Source organism: Hymenobacter frigidus, from assembly GCF_014640435.1.
GTDB lineage: Bacteria > Bacteroidota > Bacteroidia > Cytophagales > Hymenobacteraceae > Hymenobacter > Hymenobacter frigidus.
Map to the genome: position 1 here is coordinate 14,091 of NZ_BMGY01000009.1, position 25,872 is coordinate 39,962.

Here is a 25,872-nt window from a genome sequence, read left to right on the forward strand (position 1 = left end):
TCACTTGCTTACGGTTGATTCCGGGGCTTTGCGCGAAATCAGGTCCACGTCGGTGAGCTGCTGCGGGAACCACACCGTCATTTCGCCCTTGCCCCGGTTGGCCCAGGCGTAATAAGGAATCGCCGTCATGGTCTGGCGGGTGGTGCTGACGGTGCTGTTGGCGGCATCCACCTGCACCACCGGCACCGTGGCGGTGAGCTGCATAATGCCGTTGAGCACGTTGGGCTGGTAGGCCGTGGCAAAGCGGGTGGCCGCGGGCACGATGATGTTGCTGGCCCGGCCGCCGTTGTCCTTCCATTCGGCGCAGTACATCACCGGGCCGCGCTGGAGGGCTACTTTGCCCAGGTTGTCCTGCACGTTGGCGTGGGCCACTACCTGGCGCACTTCCAGGGGCAAGGCCACTTCCACCACGTCGTTTTTGCGCCACTTGCGGGCCAGCACGGCGTAGCCGTTGCGGGTGGCGTAGGCCACGGACTGGCCGTTCACCCGAATGCTAATTTTCTGATTGGAGGGCGTGGCGAACTGGTACAAGCCCAGCGGCAGGGCCTCGTTGCGGGCCCAGCCGGGCAGGCGCACCAGCAGGTTGAAGTTGGTGGCCACTGCGGGGCTGACGGTGAATTTTAACTCGCCCTGCCAGGGGTAATTATGCTGCTGGGTGATGCGCACGGCTTTTTGGGCAACGGTCAGGTCGGTGGTGCCGCTAATGAACAGGTTGGCGTACACGTCGCGGTCCTTCTGGGCGTATACGTAGCCGGGCAACGCCGGCATCAGCCGCGCCAGGTTGGTGGGGCAGCAGGAGCAGTCGAACCAGCCGGCGCGCGCCGGCTCGGTCTGCGGAAAGCCGGCGCTGCTTTTGATTTGCATGGCGTTGCTGTAGAAGAAGGACTTGCCATCCAGTCCCACGCCCGAAATCAGGCCATTGTACAGTATTTTTTCGAGCACGTCCACGTACTTCGAATCGCCGTGCAGCAGGAACATGCGCTGGTTCCAGTACACGTTGGCCACCGAGGCGCAGGTTTCGTTGTAGGCCGTGGTGTTGGGCAGCTCGTAGTTGGCCCCAAACCGCTCGCCGCCCGGCACGGCCCCGGTGCCACCCTGCACGTACATTTTCTTGCCCACCATGTTGTGCCAGATGGTGTCCACGGCCGCCAGCATCCGCTGGTCGCCGGTCAGGGCCGCCACGTCGGCCATGGCCGAGTAGAGGTATTCGGCGCGTACGGCGTGGCCTTTGGCTTCGGTTTGGGCATACACGGGCTGGTCGTCCTGCCAATACGCGCCGTTTTTGAACACGTCGGGGCTCTTGGGGTCGTAGCCTTTGTACTGGCCGCGCTCCTCGATAAAGAACTTGGCGGTGCTGAGGTATTCCGGCTTGCCGGTCACGCGGTACAGCTTCACCAGGCCCATTTCCACAATTTCGTGGCCGGGCGCCACGTGCCGCTTGCCGGGGCCGAAGACCGCGCACACCAAATCGGCGTTTTTCAGGGCAATGGTGAGCAGGCTTTTCTGGCCGGTGGCCTCGTAGTGGGCCACGGCCGCTTCGTAGAGGTGGCCCGCGTTGTAGAGCTCGTGGCTCATCTCGCGCTCGTTCACCCAGCGCTCCGGTCCTGCCCACGGGTGCGGGTGGGCCGGGTCGATGGTGCGGGCCGTGTAGAGGTAGCCGTCGGGCTCCTGGGCCTTGCCCACCTTGGCTATCAGCGCGTCGATGTAGGCTGCGAGCTTCTCGTCGGGGTACAGCTGCAGTGAGTACGACGCGCCTTCGATGGTCTTGTAGATGTCGGTGTCGTCGAAAGGAAAGATGGTGGCAAACTTGCCGGTGCGGGCTGCGGCCATCTCGAAGTTCTTGACCCGCTGGGTGGCCTCGCAGCGCTGAAACGACGCCGGAATGGTCACGTCGTGGTTGGTTTTGAGCCGGGGCAGCCAGAAATTATCCGCCAGCTGCACCTTGGTAAACGATACGGCCTGAATGGGATAATCGTGGCGCATGACGGACTGCGCCCGGGCTGGAGCCACCAATGCCGCAGTGGCCAGCAACGTACAAATCAACGTTTTCATAAAGAATTGGTTAGAAGCGCGCCGTGGCGCAGGTGGTGGTCAAGCTATTGCCGGAAGCCCCGCGGCGCAATTGCCCGGTTGGGTCAGCGCGGCTACAGGGCGGGGTCAACGCCGAGGTTGGTCATCACCACTTTTTGCATGGTGCTGTCGGCGTTGTAGCGCAGGTAATCAATGCAGACCGACCGGCGAAAATCGCCCCCGGTGGGAATCAAGCCGTTGTGGTAAATGAAGTAGGACTTGCCCTTGAAGTCGATGATGGCCTGGTGGTTGGTGTTAGAATTGGCGGCCAGCTCATTCAAAATGCCCTTGTACGCCCACGGGCCTTCCGGGCTGCGGCTCATGGCGTAGGCAATTTTCTCCGGGAAGCCAGTGGCGTAGCTCAGGTAGTACCACGCGCCGCGCTGGTGCACCCAGGGTGCCTCTGTGAAGGCGGGCAGTGGAATGGTCTGGATGGGGCCGTCGAACTCGGTCATGTTGGGTTTCAGCTTGGCGTAGTAGCAGGCCGAGTTGCCCCAGTAGAGGAAGGCCTGCCCGGTTCTGTCGATGAACACCGTGGGGTCGATATCGTCGAAAAAGCTGTTGACAGCTGTGGTCATATTATTGGTAACCAATGCCGTGCCCCGGGCATCCACAAACGGGCCGGTGGGGCTGTTGGCGACGGCCACGCCAATGGATTTGCCCGGCACCGTGCGGTGGTCCACGGTGGCGTACCAGTAAAACTTGCCGTTGCGCTCAATCACCTGCGAGGCCCAGGCATCGGCCCGCGCCCAGGCGAAAGTGCTCACGCGCAGGGGCACGGGGTGCTCGGTCCAGTTCACCATGTCGGACGAGGAGTAGCACAGCCACTCGTTCATCACGTATTGGTTCTGGCCCGCGGCGGCCTCGTCGTGCCCCGCGTACACGTACACCCGGCCGTTGGACACCAGCGCCGCCGGGTCGGCCGTGAACTTGGCGCTCACAATCGGATTGCGGAACGTGGGGGCCACGTCTCCCGGCACAAAGGGCGCGGGCTTATCCTTCTGGCAAGCCGTGGCGAGCCCGAGAACTGTTACCAGGGCCGGAAAATACATTTTCATAGTAGTGAGGAGTTAAATTTATCTGAATTTGGAACAGATTGGAAAGGCGTCTTAAATACATCGGAACATCATGCTGAGCGAAGTCGAAGCATGACCATCTGACGAAGCTATAAATAGCGTCATTACTTAAGCACTGCGCTTTTTTCAGCTTTCGAAATACGATATAGTCGCGCGCCGTGCCGCCGCACATAAGGGGCAAATTCGCCCGATACGGTGGTGGCCTGGCCGGTCCATAAGTCGCGCACGGTGCAGGTGCCTGATACGCCCAGCTGTGCCAGCGCCACCGGAACCCGCACTGAGTCGGCCGGAGCCGGGCGTAGCGGGCTTTTGGTGAACACCAGGAACTGCAGCGTGCCGCCGGTATTCTGGGCCGCACCGGCGGCATCGAGGCCCGCCGTGGCCCGGAAGCGGGTGTAGCCGGCCGGCAGCTGGTATTCAATTAACGAGTTGGCGTGCGTGCCAATTCCTTGTTCGTAGGATTTGCCATTCACCATCAGCGGTGCGCCGGATACGCTTTTGTTCACCGTGGCCTGGCCCCAGCCGGCGGTGGCTTTTTGCCAAGGCAAGTCGGTCAGGCTGCGGGTTTCGGTGCCGTTGCTGAGCGTGGGGTTCAGCCAGTCGGCGTGGTCCCAGGCAATGCCGTCGCCACCATCGCGCACGTTGAGGTAAAGGGTGGTGGCGCTGGTGATGTCCACGTCTACGGCCTGGCTGTGGCCGGGCGTTTGGCGGGTGAGCAGCGGCCCGGCCCAGGCGGCTTCGGCGGCGGGGGCCAGCTCCTGGTCCTGGGCGTTGAAGAGGGCCAGGAATTTGTCGCCGGTGGCGGGGTCGTCGGCGGTCCAGGCCACCAGGTCGCCGCGGCGAAACAGCTGGCGGTTGCGGGTGCTGCGCCGGTGCATGGCCAGCACGTTTTTATTGGTGAGCAGGCCCAGCGTGAAGGCATCGGCGCTGGGCAGGTCGCCGCCGAACATCAGCGGCGAGCGGAAGATGCTCCACAGGGTCATCAGCGTGTACTGTTCGTCGCGGGTGAAGCGGCTTTGGCGGTCGTCGCCCCGCTCGGCCCGAATGCCCAGCCGGCCGAGTGGCAGCATGTCGGCATCGGGAAAAGCGCCGGGCCGAATGTGGGGCGCCCAGCGACTGCACACGGCAAAATGTTCCTTCAGTTGCTCCCAGCTGTCCCAGAAGTCGCCCACGGTACGCCACATGTTGGCGTGGGCCGCCACGTGCTGCGCTTCGGCAATTGGGGTTTCACCGGGCGAGGTGCTGAGCACGATTTTGCGCCCCGAGCGGTCGATGGCCCGCCGAATCATCTCCACTTCGGGCTTGTGGTAGGGCTCGGAGAGGTCGTCGACTTTCACGAAATCCACGCCCCAACCGGCGTATAGCTCGAACAGCGAGTCGTAATACTCCTGCGCGCCGGGCCCCGCTTTCACGGTGTACATATCGTGTAGCCAGCCCGCTTGGCCCTCTTTCGAGTAGATATCGGCCGCCGTCAGCTTGGTGCCGAGGATGGGTAAGCGGCGCTGCACGGCCACCACCGGCACCCCGCGCATGATGTGAATGCCGAATTTCAGCCCCTTGCCGTGCAGGTAATCGGCCAGCGGCCGAAAGCCCTGGCCCCCGGCCGCCGACGGAAACCGGTTGACGGCCGGCACAAAGCGGCCGTAGGCATCCAGGTTCCAGTCGGGGTCTTTCTCGTTGTAGCCGTGGGCCGTGTCGTTGCCCACGTACCAACGAATATCCACTACCACGTACTCCCAGCCGCTGCTGCGCAGGTTCTGGGCCATGTAGTCGGCGTTGGCGCGCACCTCGGCCTCGGTCACGGTGGGGCCGTAGCAGTCCCAGCTGTTCCAGCCCATGGGGGGCCTGGCAGCCCAGGTGTGAAAGTCGGCTTTAGGCGCGGCTTTTTGGGCCGCTGCCGGGCAGGCCAGCGCGCCGCCTAGCAGTGTTGTCCCGGCAAGCAGATGGGTGAGAAAGCGGATGGACATGGTTTATTGGTGACGGCTGGATTTAATTAAAAATTAAAAAAGAAGAATTAAAGATTTGATGTTCTGATTTTTAATTCTTCTTTTTTAATTCTGCTTTACCGGACCCGAAACCGCTCCAGGCTCTTCGTTTTTATTGCACAACGACCTTTTCGGTGTGACTGCGCCGTGCCCCGCTCACCCGCAATAGGTAGAGCCCGGCGCGCACGTCGGCCGCTACCGTTACCGCCGCCTGGCCCGCACTGCTCCGCGCGTACACCAGCCGGCCCTGCATGTCCGAAAGCGTAATGGTGACCGATTCGGCGGTCAGCTCTTCTCCCAGCGCCACCACGAAACGGCCCTGCGCTGCCGGGTTGGGTGCCACGCTGAAGGGTTTGGCCTGCGGGGCCTGGGTGGCCAGGGGCCGGGCGCTGGCACTAGCGCTCACGGTCCATTTCTGGCAGTTGTTGGCCAGGTAGTCGTACAGGGCCAGCTGAACGCCCGCGGTGGTGGAGCAACCGGGCACTTCCACCACCCGGTTGCCATTCGCCGAGGAAAAGACGTAGGCACCGGTGCTGGCGCGCTCGATTTTGAAGCGCTGCCCGGCAATGCCGCTGTAGGGGTACAGCTGGAGCTGGGCGCCGTTGGCGGGGCTGTTGTTCACCACGTCCACGGCCAGGCCCGCTCCCACGGCCGCGGTGATTTTGTACTCGCCGTTGCCCACAGGTGCGAAGTTCCACTGCTGGCACAGCGCGCCGGACCGGGTGCCCTGCGCCACGGCCTGGCCCTGCGCGCCGGTGCAACCCCAGGCGTCCCAGACCTTGCCACTGTTGGCGTTGGCCACTTCGTAGCGGCCTGCGGCCAGCCAGTCGCGGGTGATGAAGGGCCAGCTGGCGCCGTCCCAGCCCAGGTTGCCCACGCTCAACCGGGCGCGGCCGTTGTCGTTGGCGTCGTAGTAGTGGTGGGTGAAGTAGTTGGCCCCGTTTTCCACGAACAGGCCCGCGTGGCCCGGCCCCACGTAGCTGCCGTTGGTGGCAATGAGCGTGGTGCCGCCGTCCTTGTTCAGGTCGACGCCGTTCTTGTCCAGGTACGGGCCGGTGATGCTGGTGGCGCGGCCCACCTGAATGTAGTAGGTGCTGCTGGCACCCTTGCAGCATGCACCCTTGTTGAGGAACAAGTAGTAGTAGGAGCCGTTGCGCACAATGTAAGGGGCCTCGCTGCCGCTATTGTTGCGGGTGCCCGTGGCCGACACGTTGCCGGCCAGCCAGTAGAAGCTGGTGCCCGAGCGTTTGCCGGTGGTGCCGTCCAGCTTTATCAGGGCCAGGCCTTTGAAGAAGGAGCCGTACGTCATCCAAAGGCCGCCGCTGGCATCGGTCACCACGGCGGGGTCGATGGCGTTGCTGGCGCTGCTGCTGCTGGTCGACACCACTTCGCCCTGGTCCACCCAGTTGTAGTCGGGGCTGGCCGGGTCCAGCGTTACGTTGGTGGCCAGCCCGATGGCCGACACGTTGGAGCCGAACGTGGAGCAGGAGTAGTACAGGTAGTACTTGCCGTTGCGGAAAATGCACTCCGGGGCCCAAAAAGTGCCGGCAAAGCCCGGTACGCGGCCGTTAATCCAGGCCGGCCAGGTGCCGTTGGCGAACACCGGCCGCGGCCCCGATTCCCACTTTACCAAATCTGTCGAAAACATGGCGTAAATGCCGTCCCCGGTGGTAAACACCCAGTACTTGCTGCCGTCCTTCACGATGGAAGACGGGTCGTGGCTGTTGTCGTTGCCTTGCAGGGCCTGCGCGGGCCGGCTGCCAGCGCCCAGCAAAACAAGCAGCAGCATCGCCACCCGGCAAGCCCGAACCAGGTAGCCGGGCAGCGGCGACCAGCCAAGCAGCCAGCCGGTGGCAAAAGAAGAACGAGCATCAGCCAAGGGCTGATTGACGAAGGTAAAAATGCTTTTCATGGGAGTGGGAATTGGTGGTGAAAAGACAAATAGGAACCGGGCGAAAAGGCCCTTTTGTAGCGGGGGCACCGGGCAAGCTGTTGGGCAGATGCAGTAGCGGGTTTAAAGTGGTTGGCGATGGCTTGGCCATGGCATTTCAGTTTTGCCCCGCAGGAAGGGCAAAACCAGTACCATCGTGCCGTGGGAATCCGGGAAGATGAAGCGGGTATTTTGAACTGAGAAACATCGCGAATCAGATTCACAAACGATTGTGTAAATGAAGCAGAGAAAGCCCTGCATAGCAGGGCTTTCTTGTATTGAAGCATTCCGGACGCTACCAGAATTTGGCGTACAGTGCCGTGAGTATCAGCAGGGTGATAACGATGAGCGTCAGCGTCTGCCGGCCCACGCGGAACATGCCGGCATCGAGCTGAATGGCGCGGGGATTTACTGCCGGGCCGGCCAGGCTCACGGCCACCATCAGCAGCATGGTGATGACGAAGGACAGGCCCATGCAAATCAGGAAGGGGATTTCGTACACCCCGGCGCTGTTGCGGAAAGCCGTGTAGAGTAGCGTTTCCGGGCCCAGCACGGCCGGGGCGTAGTTGTTGAAAAACACCGACAAGGCAAAGCCCGCCAGAATGCCCACAATGCCGGCCGTGGCCGTGGTGCGCTTCCAGAACATGCCCAGCAGGAACACCGCCAGAATGCCGGGCGAGATGAAGCCCGTGTACTTCTGAATGAACTGGAAGCCGCCCTCGCCGCCAATGCCCAGCAGGTCTTTCCAGGTGAAGGCCACGCTCAGCACCACGGCCGCCAGAATGGTGAAGCGGCCCACCAGCACCTGCTTCCGCTCGGAAGCGTCCGGGTTGAGGTAGCGCTTGTAAATGTCGAGGGTGAAGATGGTCGAAATCGAATTCACCTTGCCTGCCAGCGAGGCCACGATAGCTGCCGTGAGCGCCGCCATGCTCAGGCCCTTCAACCCATTCGGCAGGAAGGTGAGGATGGCCGAATAAGCGTTGTCGGAGTTAAAAGCGCCCGTAGATGACATCTCGGCCTGTAGGCTGCCGTTGCGGTAGAGCACGTAGGCCGCGATGCCGGGCAGCATCACAATCACGGGCATCATCAGCTTGAGAATGCCGGCGAACAGGATGCCGGTGCGGGCCGTGTGCAAATCAGCGCCCAGCGCCCGCTGCGTGATGTACTGGTTGCAGCCCCAATAATTGAGGTTCACAATCCACTGGCCGGCCAGGTACATGGCAATGCCGGGCAGGGCCAGGTACTTGTCGACTTCCACCTGCGGCGTGGCCCCGGTGGGCTTGGCAAATATCATGTGGAAGTGGTCGGGGGCCTTCTCCATCAAGGCGTTGAAGCCCGAGATAGCGCCGCCGCCCAGGCCGAATTTGGTGCTCACCAGGGTGAGGGCGATGTAGGTGGTGACGAGCCCGCCCACCACCAGCACCACCACCTGCACCACGTCGGTGTAGCCCACCACCTTCATGCCGCCGATGGAAATGAGCAGCGCGAATAGCGCCAGCAGCACGATGATGACGTGAAAGGAGTCGCCGCCCACCAGGTTGCTGAGGGCCAGCGCCCCGAGGTAGAGGATGGACGTGAGGTTGACCAGCACGTACAGAAACAGCCAGAAAATGCTCATAATCAGGCTCAGCGTCGAGTTGTAGCGCTGCTCCAGAAACTGCGGCATGGTGAAGATTTTATTCTTCAGGTACACCGGCATGAAGAACACGGCCACGATGATGAGTACGATGGCCGCCACCCACTCGTAAGCCGCCACCGCCACGCCCACCTTAAAGCCCGAGCCCGACATGCCAATGAACTGCTCGGCCGAGATGTTGGAGGCAATCATCGATGCCCCAATGGCCCACCACGTGAGCGAGCCTTCGGCCAGAAAATAGTCTTTGGTGGTTTGCTCGGCCTTCTTTTTGCTCTGGTAGATGTAAAAGCCGTAGCCCGACACTCCGATTAGGTAGAAGAAAAAGACCAGCAGGTCCAGCGTGGTAAGGTTGTTCCGCATAGGGAATTTTGGAGGTGGGAAATTTTGAAAAAGAACTGGCGCGGGTTTAGCGCAGCGTAACTCGTGCCGGCCATATGGGGAGGCTGCGCCTCCCCTGCCGCGCCAGCGACGGCGTGGGATTATTTTTTGGGAGAGGCGCTATCTCATTTAGGTCGTCATGCTGAGCGTAGCCGAAGCATCTCGCGTGTGGTAGTAATTAATGCCGTTGAACGACTGGATTACTGCTTCGAGCGAGATGCTTCGACTACGCTCAGCATGACGGCCTCATTTTCATTGTTTCGTCGTCAACCGCTCTAGCGGCCGCCGAAAGCTACGTCGTTGTAGCGCAGCTCATTTTTGAATGTCCGCAGCTTGGTGTCGGCGTCAATAATTACGAACTCGATGCCGGCCATTTCGGCGAAGTCTTCCAGGTACTCGGCCGTCAGATTCTGGCTGTAGCCGGTGTGGTGGGCGCCGCCGGCCAGAATCCAGGCGGCCGCGCCGGTGCTCAGGTCGGGCAGTACCTTCCAGAGCACGCGGGCCACGGGCAGCTTGGGCAGGTCCTGGGCGGGCAGCACGGCCTCTACCTCGTTCACTATCATGCGGAAGCGGTGGCCCAGGTCCACGATGGTCGCGTTCAGGGCCGGGCCAGCCGGGCAGTTGAACACCAGGCGCGCCGGGTCGGCCTTGCCGCCGATGCCCAGCGGGTGCACTTCCACCTTCACCTTGCCTTCGGCAATGGTCGGGCAGATTTCGAGCATGTGCGAGCCCAGTACCTGCTCGTTGCCGGGCTCGAAGTGATAGGTGTAATCTTCCATGAAGGAATTACCGCCGGGCAGGCCAGCACCCATCACTTTCATGGCGCGCACCAGGGCCGACGTTTTCCAGTCGCCCTCGCCGCCGAAGCCGTAGCCCTCGGCCATGAGGCGCTGGGTGGCGATGCCGGGCAGTTGCGCCATGCCGTGCAGGTCCTCGAAGGTATCGGTGAAGCCGATGGCCTTGTTGTCCTGCAAGAACTTCCGCATCCCGACCTCGATTTTAGCGGCCTCACGCAGGCTTTCGCGCTGGGCGCCGCCGGTTTTCAGGTCGTCGGCCAGCTCATATTCCTGCTCGTAGGTGGCCAGCAGCGCGTCCACGTCGGCATCAGCCGAGGCGTTGATGACGGCCACCAAATCGCCGACGCTGTGGGTATTTACCGAGTAGCCAAACTTGAACTCGGCCTCCACTTTGTCACCTTCGGTCACGGCCACGTAGCGCATGTTGTCGCCGAAGCGCACGATGCGCGCACCCTGCCAGTCGGCCCAGGCGCAGGCCGCCCGCGCCCAGATGCTGAGGCGCTCGTGCACCGCCGCGCTCTGCCAGTGGCCCACCACCACCTTGCGCTTCAGCCGCATCCGGGCCCCAATGAAGCCAAACTCCCGGTCGCCGTGCGCCGACTGGTTGGTGTTCATGAAGTCCATGTCGATGTCGGCCCACGGGATATCGCGGTTGAATTGGGTGTGCAAATGGGCCAGTGGCTTCTGCAAAATCTTCAGGCCATTAATCCACATTTTGGCCGGCGAGAAGGTGTGCATCCAGGCAATCAGGCCCACGCAGTTGTCGGTGGTATTCGCCTCCTGCATCAGTTTGGTGATGCCTTCGGGCCCGGTCAGCACCGGCTTATACACAATCTTGATGGGCAGCACGCTACCTAGCGCCTGCGCAATTTGCTGCGAGTGCTGGGCTACCTGCTCCAGGGTTTCGGGGCCGTAGAGGTGTTGGCTGCCGGTGATGAACCAGGCTTCGTAGTGGGTGATATCAATCATGGAAAATTAAATTAAGAGGACGTCATGTCGAGCGCAGCCGAGACATCTCGCATGCGCAAGTAATTTTGAATACTGCTCCGAGCGAGATGTCTCGGCTGCGCTCGACATGACGTTCAGTAAGGAACAGTGCTACGACTGCCCGTAGTAGGAATTGGCGCCGTGCTTGCGCTCGTAGTGCTTTTTAATCAGGGCGTCTTTCAGTCGTTCCACGCCGGGGCGCAGCGTGCAGCTGAGGTAGGCCAGGCGCGCCAGCTCCTCGAGCACGGCGCTGTGGTACACGGCCTTCTCCACGGTTTTGCCCCAGGTAAAAGGCGCGTGGTTGCCCACGAGTATCATCTCGACTTCGCTGGGCGAGAGGCCACGCTTTGCGAATTCGTTGATGATTTGCCAGCCGGTCTGGTACTCGTAGTCGCCGGCAATGAGGTCGTCGCTCATGGGCGGGGCGCAGGGCACGTCCACCGTCAAATGGTCGGCGTGGGTGGTACCCAGAATGGGGATGTCGAGCTGCGCCTGGGCCCAGGCCGTGGCGTAGGTGCTATGCGTGTGTACAATGCCCCCGATTTCGGGCCACTGCTTGAAGAGCAGCGCGTGGGTTTTGGTATCCGACGACGGACGCTTGCTGCCCTCCACCGCATTGCCCTCGAAATCGACAATAACAATATCCTCGGGCGTGAGCGTGGCGTAGGGCACGCCGCTAGGCTTAATGGCAAACACGCTGCGCTCGCGGTCAACTACGCTGGCGTTGCCGAAGGTGAATAGCACCAGGCCCAGCTTGGGCAGCTGCATATTGGCCTCGTAGCAGACCTGTTTCAGGGCTTGATAATCACTCATTAGGCGTGCAGTAGGGAGGGTTCTGCTTCGTTCATGCGCGGACTCGCCGAGTCCACGCTACTCGTTTCCACGAACCGGCCGAAGGCCTGGTACTGGGCGTAGCGGGCTTGGTAGTCGGCTACGCGGGCGGGGTTGGGCGTGTAGGTTTCGGCGAAGCCGCTGCCCATTTTCTTCTGGGCCGTGAGCACGTCGGAGTACACCCCCGCGGCCACGGCCGCATACATGGCCGAGCCCAGCGCGGGCGCTTGTTCCGATACCGCAATTTTGATGGGCCGGTCGAGCACGTCGGCCAGGGTCTGCATCACGAATTGCGACTTCTTGGCCACGCCGCCGATGCCGATGACTTGCTTAATGGGAATGCCTTCGGCCTCAAATCGCTCCACAATCTGCTTCGAGCCGTAGCAAATGGCTTCGACCAGGGCGCGGAAAATCTGGGGGGCGTTGGTGCCCATGGTCAGGTTCATCAGTGCGCCTTTCAGGGCTTGGTTGGCGTCGGGCGTGCGGCGGCCGTTCACCCAGTCCAGCGCCAGCACCGCCGATTCCTCGGGGGCTACGGCGGCGGCGGCCTGGCTGAGCTGCACCAGCAGCGCGTCGCTCATTTCCTCGCGTAGCGCGGCTTGCAGCTCGGGCGTCAGCACCTTGGAATGGGGCAGCACATTATGCAGCGGCCATTCCACGATGTTGCGGAACCAGGCCAGCAAATCGCCGAAGGCCGACTGCCCGGCTTCGAGCCCCAGCATGCCGGGAATCACGGAGCCATCCACCTGCCCGCAGATGCCGGCCACGAGGTGACTGCCGACTTCGGCCGTGGGCGCCACCACGATGTCGCAGGTGCTGGTGCCCATCACCTTCACCATCGAATAGGCTTCGATTTCGCCCGCCACCGCGCCGGCGTGGGCATCAAACGAGCCCACCGCGACCACGGTGTTGGTGGTCAGCCCCAGGCGCTGGGCCCATTCCGGAGAAAGGTGGCCGGCTACTTCATCGGCGGTGTAGGTTTCGTTGAATAATCGATTGCGTAAACCGGCCAGCTTCGGTTCCAGGTAAGTCAGAAACTCCTCGGAAGGCAGCCCGCCCCAGCTCGCGTGCCACATGGCCTTGTGGCCGGCGGCGCAGCGGCTGCGCCGGAAGGTGGCCAGGTCGCCGCCGGTGAGCAGCAAGGTCATCCAGTCGCAGTGCTCCATCCAGGAGTGGGCGGCGTGGGCCACGGCCTCGTCCTCGCGCACCACGTGCGCAATCTTCGCCCAGAACCACTCCGAAGAGTAGATGCCGCCTTCGTACTTGGTGAAGTCCTCGCCGCCCCAGGTGCGGGCTTTGTGGTTGATTTCGGCCGCCTCGGCCAGGGCCGTGTGGTCTTTCCAGAGCACAAACAGGGCGTTGGGGTTGTCGGCAAACTCGGGCAGCAGGCCCAGGGCCACGCCCTGCGCGTTCACGGGGCCAGGCGTCGAGCCGGTGGTATCCACGGCCAGGCCCACGATTTGGGCAGCCGGCACCTGCTGGGCCACGCGGCGCACCACGGCTTCCAGGCCCTCGATGTAGTCGAGCGGGTGCTGGCGAAACTGGTTGTGGGCCGGGCGGCAGTATTGCAGGGTTTTCCAGCGGGCGTAATGGTGCACGGCCTGGGCGACTTCGGTGCCGGTGTGGGCATCCACGAGCAGGGCGCGTACCGAGTCGGTGCCGTAGTCGATGCCGATGACGTAGGCGGGAGTAGTGGCTATCTGTTCCACGGTTGATAAGGGATTCAGGAAGGGTGATTGGGTAAATGAAGAAATAGGGATGAAAAGCAAGGACAGAGTCCCACCGCTGGTTTCTTGCCTTTCATTCCCCATTCTTCGTTGTTCTTATTTCCGCACGCCAAACGTGTAGGTACTCGCCGAGTGCAGCGTTTCGCCGGGCTTCAGCACGGTGCTGGGAAACTTGGGCTGGTTGGGCGAATCGGGAAAGTGCTGGGTTTCGAGGCAGAAGCCGGCATTTTTGCCGTACACCGTGCCCCCTTTGCCCTTGAGCGTGCCGTCAAGGAAGTTGCCGGTGTAGAACTGAATACCGGGCTGGTCGGTCGTCACCGTCAGGGTGCGGCCCGAGGCGGGGTCGTACACGGTGGCGGCGGGGTGCTGGCCGGTGGCTGTGTTCAGCACCCAATTGTGGTCGTAGCCGCCGGGCACCTGCGCAATGCGCTCGCCGATGGCGTGGGGCGTGGTGAAGTCGAAGGGCGTACCCGCCACCGGGCGCAACTCGCCGGTCGGAATCAGGCCCGCGTCCACCACGTTGTAGCGGTCGGCGGGCAGGGTTACTTCGTGGGCCAGAATGTCCTTGCTCGTGCCGTGGCTGAGGTTGAAGTAGGCGTGGTTGGTGAGGTTGACCACCGTGGCCTTGTCGGTGGTGGCGGTGTAGTCAATCTTGAGCGCGTTGTCGTTGGTGAGGGTGTACACCACGGCCACGTTCAGGTTGCCGGGGTAGCCTTCCTCGCCGTCCTTGCTCAGGTAGGTCAGCTTTAGGCTCTGGCCCTCAGCCGAAGCGCCGGGCTCCGCAGTCCAGACAACCTGGTCGAAGCCCACTTTGCCGCCGTGCAGCGTGTTGGCGCCGTTGTTAGTGGCCAGGGTATAAGTCTTGCCATCGAGCGTGAATTTGCCCTTGGCAATGCGGTTGCCGTAGCGCCCAATCAGCGCGCCAAAGTAGGGGTTCGACTTGCGAAACTCGGGGCTCTGGTAGCCGCTCACGTTGTCGAAGCCCAGAATGACGTCGCCCAGCTTGCCGTCCTTGTCGGGCACTAGCAGGCTGGTGAGCGTGCCGCCGAAATTGGAGATGGTGGCCTTGGCACCGCTGGCATTGGTGAGCGTGAAAAGCTGCACCTCAGTGCCAGCAGTGGTTTTACCAAAGGCGGCGGAAGTGGGCATAGCGGCTGTTGTTTGGGTAGAATCGGCGGTGGCGGTGGCCGCCGCGTCAGTCGTGGTTTTGTCGGTAGCCGTATTGTTGGCCCCGCAGGCAGCCAGCGCGAGCAGGCCGGAGCAGGACAAGGCCAGACGCCCTAAACGGAAAGATGTAGTCATCATAAAAGCAGAATATCGTGTGGGGATTTGAAGTAAAACCGAGGAAAGTAAAACCGGGCAAGATGCGCTTACAGCACCGTCAGCTTCTGGGTGAGCTGACCCGCGCCGATGCGCACGCGCACCAGAAATAGGCCCGTGGGCAAGCCTGCATCCACCGACAGTTGCGCTGAGGGGTGCGCCACCGTCTGGCGGTACACCACGCGTCCCTGCAAGTCCAGCACTTCCACCGTCACGGCTTCCGAGGACTTTTGCCCGCCCATGTCCACCGTGAAATTGCCCATGGGCGCGGGGATGGGGAAAATGCTCACGCCCGGCAGGCCCTGGCCTGCGGCCGTGGCCGTGGGCCCGGCCGTGGGGGTCAGAAACCAGCGCTGGCAGGCGCAGCCGTTGTAATCGAACAGCGCCAGCTGCGTGCCGGGGCTGGCCGAGGCCGCGGGCACCTCCACCACGCGGTTGCCGTTCAGCGAGGCGAACACCAGGCTGCCGTCGTTGGCCCGGTCCAGGTGGTACTGCTGGCAGTCCTGGTCGGTGTAAGCGCCCAGCTGCAGCACCGCGCCGTTGGCGTCGGAACAGTTGGCCACGCTGGCGGCCAGGCCGCCGAGCGCGCTCGTGATTTTGTAGTCGCCGTTGCCCAGGGCCGTAAAGTCCCACTGCTGGCAGGTGCCGCCCGTGCGGGCGGCCTGGGTGATGGCTTGCCCACTGCCGCCGGTGCAGCCCTGCGACTGCCACACCAGGCTGGTGGTGGCCGGGCCGGTGGCCACGGTGTAGCGCACGGGGGCGCCGGCCACGGCGGGGGCGTTCAGCCAGTCGCGGCTCACCACAGGCCAGTCGGCAGCGTCCCAGGTCAGCTTGGCCAAGCCGAGCTTGGGGGCGCCGCCTTCGTACGAATCGTAGTAATGGTGCGAGAAATAGGCAGTGCCGTTTTCCTCAAAAATGCCGACGTGGCCCGGCCCACGGTAGCGGCCCAGGGCGCTGAGCAGCAGGGTGCCGCCGCCGTTGTTCAGGTTGGCTCCGGTTTTGTCGAGAAAAGGGCCGTTGGGCGAAGCCGAGCGGCCCACCAAAATGCGGTAGGTGCTGCTGGAGCCTTGGCAGCAGGTGCCCCGGTTGATGAACAGGTAATAAAAAGCGCCGCGTTGCTTCACGTAGGCCGCTTCCACGTCGCCGTTGGCCACGGCCGCCTGGGCGGCGCCGGCCAGCAGCTTGCCCGTGGCGGGGTCCATCTGCACAATGCGGATGCCGCCGAAAAACGAGCCGTACGTCATCCACAAATTGTTGCTGGCGTCGCGGTAAATGGCCGGGTCGATGGCGTTGACGGCGCTGCCGTTGTTGGTCGAAATCACCTCGCCTTCGTCCACCCAGTTGTAATTAGGGTTGGCCGGGTCCAGGGTCACGTTGGTGGCCAAGCCAATGGCCGACACCCTCGAGCCGAACGTGGAGCAGGAGTAGTAGAGGTAGTACTTGCCGTTTTGAAACACGCACTCCGGGGCCCAGAAAATGCCAGTGAAGCCGGGCACTTTGGTGTTTATCCAGGCCGGATAGGTATTGTTCTGGAATACGGCCCGGGGGCTCGGTGTCCACTTCACCAGGTCGGTGGAGTAGAGGCTGTAGATGCCCTGGCCGGTGGCAAAGGTCCAGTACGTGTTGCCGCTTTTGATGATGGTGGACGGGTCATGAATACCCGTCAGGCCTTGCAGGGCGCGCGCGGGAGCGGCCCAGCCCACGGCCACCAACACGAACAGGCTCGTCAGGCAGCGGCGCAGCAGTTGCTGCCACCGGAGAGTTTCAGGGGCAAAAAGACAGGTATTAGGCATAGCGGGTGGGCTTGGAAAGCGTACCGATGTAAGGCAGGCAACTATTCGCCCGAAGGCTTGATAATGTCGGTGTTGATGGGCACCGGCACGCCGAAGTTGGGCGAGCCGTCGGTGTTCCAGGTGAACTTCTGCATGCGCGGGTTGCGCCGGTCCACGCAGCCTTCGCCGGGGTTGGAGTTGGCGTGGTAGATAATCCAGTCTTCCTGTCCGTCTTTCGACTTGAAGAAGCCGTTGTGGCCCGTGGCGTAGGCCCGGCTGGCCGGGCGCTGCGAAAACACGGGCGTGGTCGATTTGGTCCAGGAGCTTGGCAGCATGGGGTCAGCCGTGCTGCTGGCCGTGAGCATGCCCAGAGCGTAGTCGTCGGTGCCGCAAAAGCTGGCCGAGTACACCATGAACGTTTTGTTGTTGTGCTTAAGAATTTCGGGGCCTTCGTTCACGTAGGGCGGGCCCACGTTTTCCCAGACGTACTGCGGGCGCGTCAGCTCCACGCGCGGCCCGGTCAGGGTCCAGGGGTTGCTCATCCGCGAGATGTAGATGCGCTGCACGCCGTCGATGCCGTTGTGGCCCGACCAGAGAAAATAGCGGTTACCGTTCTGCTCCAGCACCGTGCCGTCGATGGCCCAGTGGTCCTCGGTGGGGTTGAAGATGCGGCCTTTATCCGTCCACGTCCCAACGGTGGGGTTGGGGTTGTCGTTTTCGAGCACCCAGGTGCGCTGCAAGCCCAGGTTGGAGCCGTTGGGGCCGGCCGTGTAGTAGATGTACCACTTGCCGTCGAAGAAGAACATTTCCGGGGCCCAGAGGTTGCCCGAGGCGGCGCCGTTAGCCGGCGGCGTCCACACCACGGTGCTGGGCGCGGTGCCCAGACCCGACATGGCCGTGGTCCGCCAGATGGCCAAGCGGTTGCTCAGCGTGTGCAGGTAGTAGTAGTATCCGTCTTTTTGAGCCACGAACGGGTCGGGGCCGCTGGGCAGCAGCGGGTTTTGAAAGGTGGTGCTGGTAACCACGGTGGGCGGCGAGGCCACCGGCGGAACTGCCATCTTGGTTTGGCTGCACGCCAGGTTTCCCAGCAGCAACACGGTCAGCAGCAGCAAGTGGCTGGTAATAAGGCGGAGGTTGCGCATGCTTACATTCATAATGGCGGTACCTAAGTGCGGGCGCTAAAGCAGAAGAGCCGCCCCGGGTTGCAGCCCGGGACGGACATCTACTCACCACTCACCTCTTTTTAATAGCCAGGGTTCTGCTTGATGCCTGGGTCGATGTCAATATCGCGCTGCGGAATGGGAAGCAGCTTCGAGATGCCGAGGCGGAAGTTGGTAAAGTCCCCGTCGCGGGCCTTCAACTCGTCGATGCCGGCTTGGTTGTCCATCAGGCCCCAGCGCAGGATGTCGTACCAGCGGGTGCCTTCGCCGGCCAGTTCCTTGGCCCGCTCGCTGCGAATGAGCTGGCGCAGGGTGGCTTGGGTGAAGGTACCCGTGAGGGGCGCCAGATTCACGGACGGGCGTTGGCGCACCAGGTTCACGAGCGGCACGGCCGCGCTCATTTGGTTCATTTCCGTGAGGGCTTCGGCCTGCATAAGCAGCACGTCGGCGTAGCGGATTACGCGGTGGTTGATGCCCGAGGTGAAGTTTTCGTTCGTGCGGGTGCGGTCGTTCTGGTACTTGCGCCAGTACTGCTGGCTGGGGTTCCAGCCCCAGTCCGCAAACGTTTTGCCGTAGAACACCTCGGGGTTGCGGTTGCTGATGATGCACACGTCGCGGCGCGGGTCGATGCGGTGCTTGGTGGTGCTGCCGGGGGCAAAGGCCACCGTCGAGTCGCGGTACTCGTCCAGCAGCCAGCGGCGGGGCTGTACGTCGGCAAACGTGGGGCCGGGAGGGCCGAAGAAGTTGGGCCGGTCGTGGCTTTCCGACGACGCCGCGTTGTCCTGCCCCTGGGAGGGCTGCTGCTCCAGCACCAAATCCGTGAACTGTACCTCAAACACTGACTCCGAGTTGTTCTCGTTTGTGTCGGTGAAGTTGTCGAGGTAGCTGGGCACCAGCGCGTACTTGCCGGTGCTGATGATTTCGGCGAACAAGGCCGACGCTTGGGCGTATTTGCCCTGGTGCATGTATACCCGGGCCAGCAGGGCCTGGGCGGCACCTTTAGTTACCCGGCCTTTGTCGACGCCGCTGTACTCCAGGTCCAGGTTGGGAATGGCGGCCTGCAGGTCGGCGATAATCAGGGCCTCGGCTTCGGCCTGTGTGCTTTGCGGCACGCGGGTATTCACCTTCGATTCTACCGTAATCAACGGGAGGTTACCAAAAAAGTAGGCCAAGTCGAAGTACGACAGCGCCCGGATAAACCGGGTTTCGCTTAGCAGCCGATTTTTCAGCGTGGCGTTCATATCGATGCCGGGCACGTTGGCCAGCACCTGGTTGCAGCGGAAAATGGTGCGATAGTAGTCGTTCCAGGCAAACGACGAGATAAAGAAGTTGTTATCGGGCGTGAGGAAGCGCGTGAAGTTGGCCAGCTCCACAAAAGGGCTCTGGCTGAACGACTCGTCCGAACGGTGCGCCATGAAGTGCCAGCTGCGGTAGTACACCGCAAACTGCTGCAGGCCGGAGTAGCAGGCGAACACACCCTTCACGGCGTCGTCCGACGTTTTCCAGAAATCGGCCGTGGTAGGCGCGTTGGGGTTGGATTTATCGAGCAAATCCTTTTCGCAGCCGGTGGCGGTTAGGAAAAGGCCCCCGGCGCAGAGCAGCGTGAGGAACTTGTTAACTTTTTTCATAAGTCGAAAAAGTAAAATCGGGGTGGGAAGGCGCGGCCCGACCAGCGGGCCGCGGCCAAACGAGACTAGAAGTTGACTTGCACGCCGCCGATGACGGTGCGCACGTTGGGGTAAGAACCGTCGTCGACGCCGCGGCTGTAGAAGCCCGTGCCCGTCGTTTCTGGGTCGAAACCGGTGTACTTGGTGAAGGTCACCAGGTTGGTGCCCGTCACGTAGAACCGAACCGAACCCAGGCTCGGCACCTTGCTGCTCAGGCTCTTGGGGATAGTGTAGCCCAGCTGAATGTTCTTCATACGCAGGTAGTTACCGTTCTCAAGCCAGCGCGTGGTGTTGGCCAGCGAGTTTTGCCCGGCCGCGATGCCCAGGTTGCCAGCACCCCCGCCCTGCAGCAGGCGCGGCGTGGTGGTCGAAGGATTGTTCGGCGACCACGGCGTTACGTCGGCGTCGTAGTTGTTGGGGCCGTTATAGCTCTCCAACGCCCGCTTGGCCACGTTGAACACCTTATTGCCCGAGGCGGACTGCCAGAACAGCGACAAGTCGAAGTTCTTGTAGCCAGCGTTCATATTCAAACCCAGCTGCAGCGTGGGAATGGCGCTGCCTGAGAAAGCCCGGTCGGCGTTGTCAATCTTGCCATCGCCGTTGAGGTCCTTGTAGCGCACGTCGCCGGGCGAGGCATAGGGCTGAATAATGGTGCCGTTCGACGATTTGTGGTTTTTAACCTCCTCCTGCGTCTGAAAGATGCCGTCGAACTGAATGAGGTAAAACTCACCTACCGAATGGCCTAGCTGCGTGCGGGTAGGCCCGTCGCCGCCACCAATGACCCCTCCGATGACGGGTACCTGCGTCACTTCGTTTTTCACCGTGGTCAGCGCAAAGTCGGCACCGTAGGTGAAGGCCGCCTTGTTCTGATGGTAGCCCAGGGCTATTTCAACCCCTTTGTTCCGCAGGTTGCCGCCGTTCTGCACCGGGTCGCCGTCGAAATTGCCGAGGTAAGTAGGCACTTGTACATAGACCAGTGCTTTGCGGGTATCAGCCACGTAGTAGTCGGCCGATAAGTTCAGGCGGTTGTCCAGCATGGCCAGGTCGAAGCCTATGTTTTTGGTGGCGCGTTCCTCCCACTGCACATCAGGACTGTTGAGGCGAATCTGGGCCTGGCCGTTCACAATCTGTTGCGTCGTGCCAATCACGTAATTGACGTTCGTTCCCACTGCCGCGTAGGGCAGATAATTGTTGTTTACAGACTCGTTGCCAATCACGCCGTAGCTGGCCCGCAGCTTTAGGTTGTTAATCTGAGGTACCGCGCCCTTGAAGAAGTCTTCTTCGCTGATGCGCCAGCCCAGCGAAGCCGCGCCAAAGTCGGCTTTCTGGTTCTGCTTGGCAAAGCGCGACGAGGCATCGCGGCGGCCGCTCAACGAGAGCAGGTAGCGGTTCTTGAAATCGTAAGTGGCCTGGGTGAAATACGAGCGAATGCCGTACTGCGTTGAATTTCCCCGAATGGCACCTGGTTTGGAACCAGCATCGAGCTGAAAGTAGTATTGAGGCGATGCGCCAAAGCCCGTTGCCCCCGCCTGCACGTTGTGCTGGTTGTAGCTCTGCACCCCGTAGCCCACTAGGGCGTTGATGTGGTTTTCGCCCAGGGCCTTGGTGAAGTTCAGCGTGTTCTCGGCCATCAGGTAGGTGTCGTAGCCCAAAAACTCGTTCAGCAATGCCGAGGTGATTTCCGTGTTCTGCCGGATGATGCCGGTTTTCTGCGCGTCCACGTTGGCGTAGGTGTGCAGGTTGAGGCCCACGTTCAGGCGGTAGGTCAGGAAGTCGAAAATCGATACGTCGGCGCTCATGTTACCCGCCAAGCGGTTTTCTGCCTGTTTGCGGCTCAGCAGCGTCTGTGCGCCCACCGGGTTGGTGGCGAAGGTGTTGAGCCGGGAGGTGCCCACGCCAAACCCGCCCTTCAGGTTGGTGGGGTCATACACCGGAATGCTCGGAATCATCAGTAGCACGTCGATGAATGGGAAGCCGTTGAGCAGCGTCGCGTTGGCGCGGCTCAGCTGCAGGTTTTCCTGAAACCGGAAGCGGCCCCGGCTGATGCCCGAATTCAGGCGCAGGCTGAACCGTTCGAAGTCCGGGCCTTTCACGATGCCCTGCTGGTGGAAGTAATCGCCCGAAATCAGGAAGTTGCTGGAGCTTTTCTCGCCGGTGCTGCCGCCGCCAAAGGTCACGTTGTAGTTTTCGCGCCGGCCCACTCGCAGGAACGCATCCTGCCAGTCGGTGTTCACGCTGGGGTCTAAGGTGCCGCCCTGCGACACCGGCACCGCGCCCGACAAGCTGCTCTGCCCGTTGTTGAGCGGGTCGAGGCCCGCGTTGCGGTACGCCACTACGGCGCGCTGGGCCCATTCGCTGGCGTTGGTCAGGTTGTACTTCTTCCGCACCTGGTCGAAGCCCACGTAGCCGTTGGCGCTGATAGTAGGCGTGCCGGCCCGGCCTTTTTTGGTGGTAATTTGAATAACCCCGTTGGCGCCGCGGGAACCGTACACCGCCGTTGAGGAAGCGTCTTTGAGCACGGTCAGCGTTTCAATGTCGCTGGGGTTGAGGTTGCGCGCGTCGGTCGTCCACAGGCCATCAATCACATAAAGAGGGCTGGTGTCGGCCAGGCCCAGCGTGCCAATGCCCCGGATGGTCACCACCGGCGCGTCGCCGGGGCCGCCGCTACCGGCCACGCTCACGCCAGGCGTCCGGCCTTGCAGCTGCTGCCCTACCGTGGGCACGGGCGTTTTGTTGGCTTCTTTCACGTCCAGACTGCTCGTGGCGCTGCTCAGGTTCTGGCGGTCCTGGGTGAGGTAGCCTACCACCACCACGTTGCTCAGGGCGGTGTTGTCCAGCACCAGGGCCATGTCGATGGTGCCGCGACTACCAACTGCCACTTCCTGTGCGGCATAGCCTACAAAGGAAAATACCAACGTAGCGCCATCGGGAGCCTCGATGCGGTAGCGGCCGTCGGCATCGGTTTGGGTGCCGGTGCTGGTGCCCTTCACGATAACGTTGACGCCGGGTAGGCCCGCGCCCTTTTCGTCGGTGATGCGCCCGGTTACCGGGCCCGCAACGGCGGCGCTGGCAAGCAGCGTCCTGTTTTCAGCAGGAGCGCCGGCCAAAAGCGGCTGGATTGGGAGGCAGCAGATGACGGCGGGAAGCAACAGCCGTCGCAGATTCTTAGGTACTGGCTTTTTCATAAGCTAGGTGGGGATTTTGGTGGGACCAACACAATCGTTTGTGTAAAGATGCAAAAAAAAAGTTCAGTGGTTACCTATTACGGAAATTTAGTTAAAAATTTGCTTTGTGTGGGCTTTATTAAAACACAAACGATTGTGCTTACAAGCAAAAGAATGGGGTAAATGGCCTTCAACTAGGTTGACAACCCTTTTTGTAATGGTGACCAGAATGCTGGCTTGGCGATTTTAAGAACCGGCGGGTAAAGCTAATGAATGCATCACACACCATTAACTTTCTGTTCGGCCTTCTTATAGCCGTGGAGAATAAAATTAAGCAGAGCCCTGCGGCCAGCTATACTAGAGACCCAACGCGACCTGCAGGTACTTAGTAGCGCGTGATGCTGAAGCGGCTGATACCCCGGTTTTGGCCATAGATAAGCCTTTTTCGAGCGCTTTCCGGACTTTGGCGAGGTTCTCGACGTCCAAACCTTTGGGCCAACCGATGTGCTTTTGCGCAATGCGGGTTTCCGTGAGGCGTATTGGGCTCACCAAACTACTAATACCTTTCTGGCTAATCAAGCAAACAGGCACACTAACGGGCACACCAAAAAAAATCCCCTTGTAAACGCTTAGTTTACAAGGGGATTTTAATTTTTAGCGCTCCCTCCTGGGCTCGAACCAGGGACCCTCTGATTAACAGTCAGATGCTCTAACCGGCTGAGCTAAGGAAGCAATTGCTTACCCGAAACCCGGTTGTTGTTGTTTCGGACTGCAAACTTACGACCTTCTCTAAAAAGGTACAAGCCGAAACGAGTTTATTTTCCTAAAAAGTTACCTGATGGGTTAATTTGTGATGTTGAGCAACGTCCCCTGCAGGCTGGTGCTGTACTGCTTCAACGGGCGAGGACTGGGGCCACCGGTGATTTGCCCCCGCAAATCGAACTGCGAATTGCAGCAGGAATCGCGCAGAAACAGCCGCGAGTTGCGGTCCAGGCTCACCAAGGCGCACGCATCGTATGGGCGGTAGGGGCAATTGCGCTCAAAGGCCAAATAGACCCCCGCACGCTCTCGTACCACAACTACGCCCTTTACACCGCCATCGCCGGCGGGCCCTTGCACCGGCAGGGTTACGGCCCCGTTATCGGCGCGCAGGGCAGCGTACTGCTGGTTGGTGATGTTGATGCTAAGATTTACCGACGCGTAGGGTATCAGCGGCTGGTCATCGTTTTTCGACCCGCAGGCCGCGGTAATCAGGAGTGAGCAAATAGCGAGCAGGAAGGATAGGCGGCGCATAGTTGATGAATAGGCGATAGAGAGCAGCAGGCAGATGGTCCGTGGCACTTCGAGCGGCACCTGAGGCCGCAGCATTTCGTGGCTTAAGAATAATCGTAAAACCCGCGGCCGGTTTTGCGGCCGTGGTGGCCGGCGTCCACCTTTTGCTGCTGAATGCGGCTGGGCCGGAACTTGGCGTCTTGGTGGAAAGAGGCGAACATGGCGCTGGTCACCGCGAAATTGGTGTCGACCCCAATCAAATCCATCAACCGAAACGGGCCCATTTTGAATCCACTGGCCTGAAGCAGCTCATCAACGAGCTCAAACGACGCCACCTGCTCTTCCACAATTTTTAGGCTTTCCACGTAATAGTGCCGAGCCACGCGGTTCACGATGAATCCGGGCGCATCGGCGGCCCGCACCGGCGTTTTGCCCAGCCGGCGGGCCAGGGCTTCCACGGCATCGGTAACGGCGGGGGCAGTGGCCACGCCGCTGATTACCTCCACCAGGGCCATCAGGGGCGCGGGATTGAAGAAATGCAGGCCCACCACGCGCTCCGGGTGTGGCACTGGCGCCGCTAGCTGCGTAATGGGCAACGACGACGTGTTGGAGGCCAGAATAGTAGTGGGCCCGTTGAGCGCCGCCAGCTCCCGAAACAGCTGGTGCTTCACGTCGAGGCGCTCCACCACGGCTTCAATAATGAGGTCGGCCTGCACCACGGCCATATCCGTGGTGAGGGTGAGGCGGCTCAGCGCCGCGCTGCGGGCTTCGGCCGTGAGCTTGTTTTTCTCCACCAACTTACCCAAACCAGCGGTAATGGCCGCGTGGGCTTTCTCGAGTGCCGCGGGATTGAGGTCGAACAGAATCGTGGGCAGGCCGTGCTGAATGCCCAATTGGGCAATGCCCAAGCCCATGGTGCCCGCTCCGACGACGGCTAAAGTCTGGATTTCATTCATGGCACGAAGGTAAACGGCCCGTCCCGGCAAGCGTGGCTTGCTGGGACGGGCCGTCCTGTTTTTTGGCTTGATTTACGAAAACGCCTACTTTTTAAACAGCGAATTCACGAACGTGTGCCGGTCAAACAGCTGCAAATCGGTCATCTTCTCCCCCACCCCAATGTAGCGCACGGGAATGCTGAATTGGTCGGAAATGCCGATTACCACGCCGCCCCGGGCCGTGCCGTCGAGCTTAGTGATGGCCAGGGCCGTGACTTCGGTGGCTTTGGTGAACTCCTTGGCCTGCAGGAAGGCATTCTGGCCGGTGCTGCCGTCCAGCACCAACAGCACCTCGTGCGGGGCGTCGGGCAGCACCTTCTGCATCACGCGCTTGATTTTACTCAACTCGTTCATCAGGTTCACCTTGTTGTGCAGGCGGCCGGCCGTGTCGATGATGACCACGTCGGCTCCCATCTCCACGCCTTTCTGCACGGCATCGTAGGCCACAGAGGCGGGGTCGGTGTTCATGCCGTGGCTTACCACGGGCACGCCCACGCGCTGCCCCCAGATGATGAGTTGGTCAACCGCGGCGGCCCGGAATGTATCGGCCGCGCCCAGCACCACCTTCTTGCCCGCCGAGTGGAAGCGGTGGGCCAGCTTGCCGATGGTCGTGGTTTTGCCCACGCCATTCACGCCCACCACCATAATTACGTAGGGCTGCCCGGTAGTACCGGCGCGGTCCAGCACGGCGGTAGAGCCGGAATTGTTGTCTTCCAGCAAGGCCACAATTTCCTCGCGCAGGATGCGGTCCAGCTCGGAGGTGCTCACGTATTTGTCGCGGGCCACGCGGGCCTCAATGCGGTCAATGACCTTCACCGTGGTGTCGATGCCCACGTCGGCGTGCACCAGCAGCGTCTCCAAATCGTCGAGCATGGCCTCGTCCACGGTGCTTTTGCCCACCACGGCCTTACTCAGCTGCTCGAAGAAGTTGGTTTTGGTCTTTTCCAGGCCCGCGTCCAGCGAGGCTTGCTGCGCGGTACTTTCCTTGTCCTTTTTAAAAAAATCGAAGAGGCCCATGGGGGTTCTGTCATACTGAGCTTGCGAAGCACCTTGTCACGTCCGCAGGACTCTAATTGATAACTCTGTAAGAAGCAGCTTCAATGAA

At 61.5% G+C, this 25,872-nt stretch carries 16 protein-coding genes and 1 tRNA gene; all 17 read right to left on the reverse strand.

What is annotated here, in order from left to right; translation table 11 throughout:
- A complete protein-coding gene (locus tag IEW17_RS06730; RefSeq protein WP_188561276.1) occupies positions 1-2,052 on the reverse strand; it encodes a glycoside hydrolase family 127 protein in 2,052 nt (683 codons plus the stop codon).
- A gap of 92 nt (positions 2,053-2,144) precedes the next feature.
- Positions 2,145-3,128: a glycoside hydrolase family 43 protein gene (locus IEW17_RS06735; protein ID WP_229748849.1), complete on the reverse strand. Its 984-nt coding sequence runs from the start codon at positions 3,126-3,128 to the stop codon at positions 2,145-2,147.
- Positions 3,129-3,250: 122 nt separating this feature from the next.
- Entirely contained in the window at positions 3,251-5,113 is a 1,863-nt protein-coding gene (locus IEW17_RS06740; protein WP_188561277.1) for an NPCBM/NEW2 domain-containing protein, read from the reverse strand.
- A gap of 130 nt (positions 5,114-5,243) precedes the next feature.
- Positions 5,244-7,043: a family 43 glycosylhydrolase gene (locus tag IEW17_RS06745; RefSeq protein WP_188561278.1), complete on the reverse strand. Its 1,800-nt coding sequence runs from the start codon at positions 7,041-7,043 to the stop codon at positions 5,244-5,246.
- 313 nt (positions 7,044-7,356) lie between these two features.
- Positions 7,357-9,057 carry a sodium:solute symporter family transporter gene (locus IEW17_RS06750; protein ID WP_188561279.1) on the reverse strand — a complete coding sequence of 567 codons (1,701 nt, stop codon included), beginning with the start codon at positions 9,055-9,057 and terminating at the stop codon, positions 7,357-7,359.
- 293 nt (positions 9,058-9,350) lie between these two features.
- Positions 9,351-10,841, reverse strand: coding sequence for an L-arabinose isomerase (araA, locus tag IEW17_RS06755; RefSeq protein WP_188561280.1), 1,491 nt, complete (start codon positions 10,839-10,841; stop codon positions 9,351-9,353).
- Between the two features lie 129 nt (positions 10,842-10,970).
- Complete coding sequence (locus IEW17_RS06760; protein ID WP_188561281.1) at positions 10,971-11,672, reverse strand: L-ribulose-5-phosphate 4-epimerase; 702 nt, start codon at positions 11,670-11,672, stop codon at positions 10,971-10,973.
- A complete protein-coding gene (locus IEW17_RS06765; RefSeq protein WP_229748850.1) occupies positions 11,672-13,399 on the reverse strand; it encodes a ribulokinase in 1,728 nt (575 codons plus the stop codon). Before IEW17_RS06765 ends, IEW17_RS06760 begins: the two co-directional genes overlap by 1 nt.
- Positions 13,400-13,513: 114 nt before the next feature.
- Entirely contained in the window at positions 13,514-14,719 is a 1,206-nt protein-coding gene (locus tag IEW17_RS06770; protein WP_188561356.1) for an aldose epimerase family protein, read from the reverse strand.
- Between the two features lie 68 nt (positions 14,720-14,787).
- Positions 14,788-16,530: a family 43 glycosylhydrolase gene (locus IEW17_RS06775; RefSeq protein WP_188561283.1), complete on the reverse strand. Its 1,743-nt coding sequence runs from the start codon at positions 16,528-16,530 to the stop codon at positions 14,788-14,790.
- 41 nt (positions 16,531-16,571) lie between these two features.
- Positions 16,572-17,651, reverse strand: coding sequence for a glycoside hydrolase family 43 protein (locus IEW17_RS06780; RefSeq protein WP_229748851.1), 1,080 nt, complete (start codon positions 17,649-17,651; stop codon positions 16,572-16,574).
- 101 nt (positions 17,652-17,752) lie between these two features.
- A complete protein-coding gene (locus IEW17_RS06785) occupies positions 17,753-19,297 on the reverse strand; it encodes a RagB/SusD family nutrient uptake outer membrane protein (protein WP_188561285.1) in 1,545 nt (514 codons plus the stop codon).
- A 65-nt stretch (positions 19,298-19,362) separates the two neighbouring features.
- Positions 19,363-22,521 (reverse strand): SusC/RagA family TonB-linked outer membrane protein, encoded by a 3,159-nt coding sequence (locus IEW17_RS06790; RefSeq protein WP_188561286.1) that lies wholly within the window; start codon positions 22,519-22,521, stop codon positions 19,363-19,365.
- 637 nt (positions 22,522-23,158) lie between these two features.
- A tRNA-Asn gene (locus tag IEW17_RS06795) sits at positions 23,159-23,232 on the reverse strand.
- Positions 23,233-23,343: 111 nt separating this feature from the next.
- Positions 23,344-23,793, reverse strand: a complete 450-nt coding sequence (locus IEW17_RS06800; protein ID WP_188561287.1) for a Rieske (2Fe-2S) protein — start codon at positions 23,791-23,793, stop codon at positions 23,344-23,346.
- A gap of 83 nt (positions 23,794-23,876) precedes the next feature.
- A complete protein-coding gene (locus IEW17_RS06805) occupies positions 23,877-24,728 on the reverse strand; it encodes a 3-hydroxyacyl-CoA dehydrogenase NAD-binding domain-containing protein (protein ID WP_188561288.1) in 852 nt (283 codons plus the stop codon).
- Between the two features lie 84 nt (positions 24,729-24,812).
- Positions 24,813-25,784, reverse strand: coding sequence for a signal recognition particle-docking protein FtsY (gene ftsY, locus IEW17_RS06810; protein WP_188561289.1), 972 nt, complete (start codon positions 25,782-25,784; stop codon positions 24,813-24,815).
- Positions 25,785-25,872 lie beyond the last annotated feature (88 nt).

Bases quoted from the DNA above. Each gene is read 5' to 3' on its own strand.
- IEW17_RS06730 (WP_188561276.1), bottom strand. From the start codon at position 2,052: ATGAAAACGTTGATTTGTACGTTGCTGGCCACTGCGGCATTGGTGGCT.
- IEW17_RS06735 (WP_229748849.1), bottom strand. From the start codon at position 3,128: ATGAAAATGTATTTTCCGGCCCTGGTAACAGTTCTCGGGCTCGCCACG.
- IEW17_RS06740 (WP_188561277.1), bottom strand. From the start codon at position 5,113: ATGTCCATCCGCTTTCTCACCCATCTGCTTGCCGGGACAACACTGCTA.
- IEW17_RS06745 (WP_188561278.1), bottom strand. From the start codon at position 7,043: ATGAAAAGCATTTTTACCTTCGTCAATCAGCCCTTGGCTGATGCTCGT.
- IEW17_RS06750 (WP_188561279.1), bottom strand. From the start codon at position 9,057: ATGCGGAACAACCTTACCACGCTGGACCTGCTGGTCTTTTTCTTCTAC.
- araA (WP_188561280.1), bottom strand. From the start codon at position 10,841: ATGATTGATATCACCCACTACGAAGCCTGGTTCATCACCGGCAGCCAA.
- IEW17_RS06760 (WP_188561281.1), bottom strand. From the start codon at position 11,672: ATGAGTGATTATCAAGCCCTGAAACAGGTCTGCTACGAGGCCAATATG.
- IEW17_RS06770 (WP_188561356.1), bottom strand. From the start codon at position 14,719: ATGACTACATCTTTCCGTTTAGGGCGTCTGGCCTTGTCCTGCTCCGGC.
- IEW17_RS06775 (WP_188561283.1), bottom strand. From the start codon at position 16,530: ATGCCTAATACCTGTCTTTTTGCCCCTGAAACTCTCCGGTGGCAGCAA.
- IEW17_RS06780 (WP_229748851.1), bottom strand. From the start codon at position 17,651: ATGCGCAACCTCCGCCTTATTACCAGCCACTTGCTGCTGCTGACCGTG.
- IEW17_RS06785 (WP_188561285.1), bottom strand. From the start codon at position 19,297: ATGAAAAAAGTTAACAAGTTCCTCACGCTGCTCTGCGCCGGGGGCCTT.
- IEW17_RS06790 (WP_188561286.1), bottom strand. From the start codon at position 22,521: ATGAAAAAGCCAGTACCTAAGAATCTGCGACGGCTGTTGCTTCCCGCC.
- IEW17_RS06800 (WP_188561287.1), bottom strand. From the start codon at position 23,793: ATGCGCCGCCTATCCTTCCTGCTCGCTATTTGCTCACTCCTGATTACC.
- IEW17_RS06805 (WP_188561288.1), bottom strand. From the start codon at position 24,728: ATGAATGAAATCCAGACTTTAGCCGTCGTCGGAGCGGGCACCATGGGC.
- ftsY (WP_188561289.1), bottom strand. From the start codon at position 25,784: ATGGGCCTCTTCGATTTTTTTAAAAAGGACAAGGAAAGTACCGCGCAG.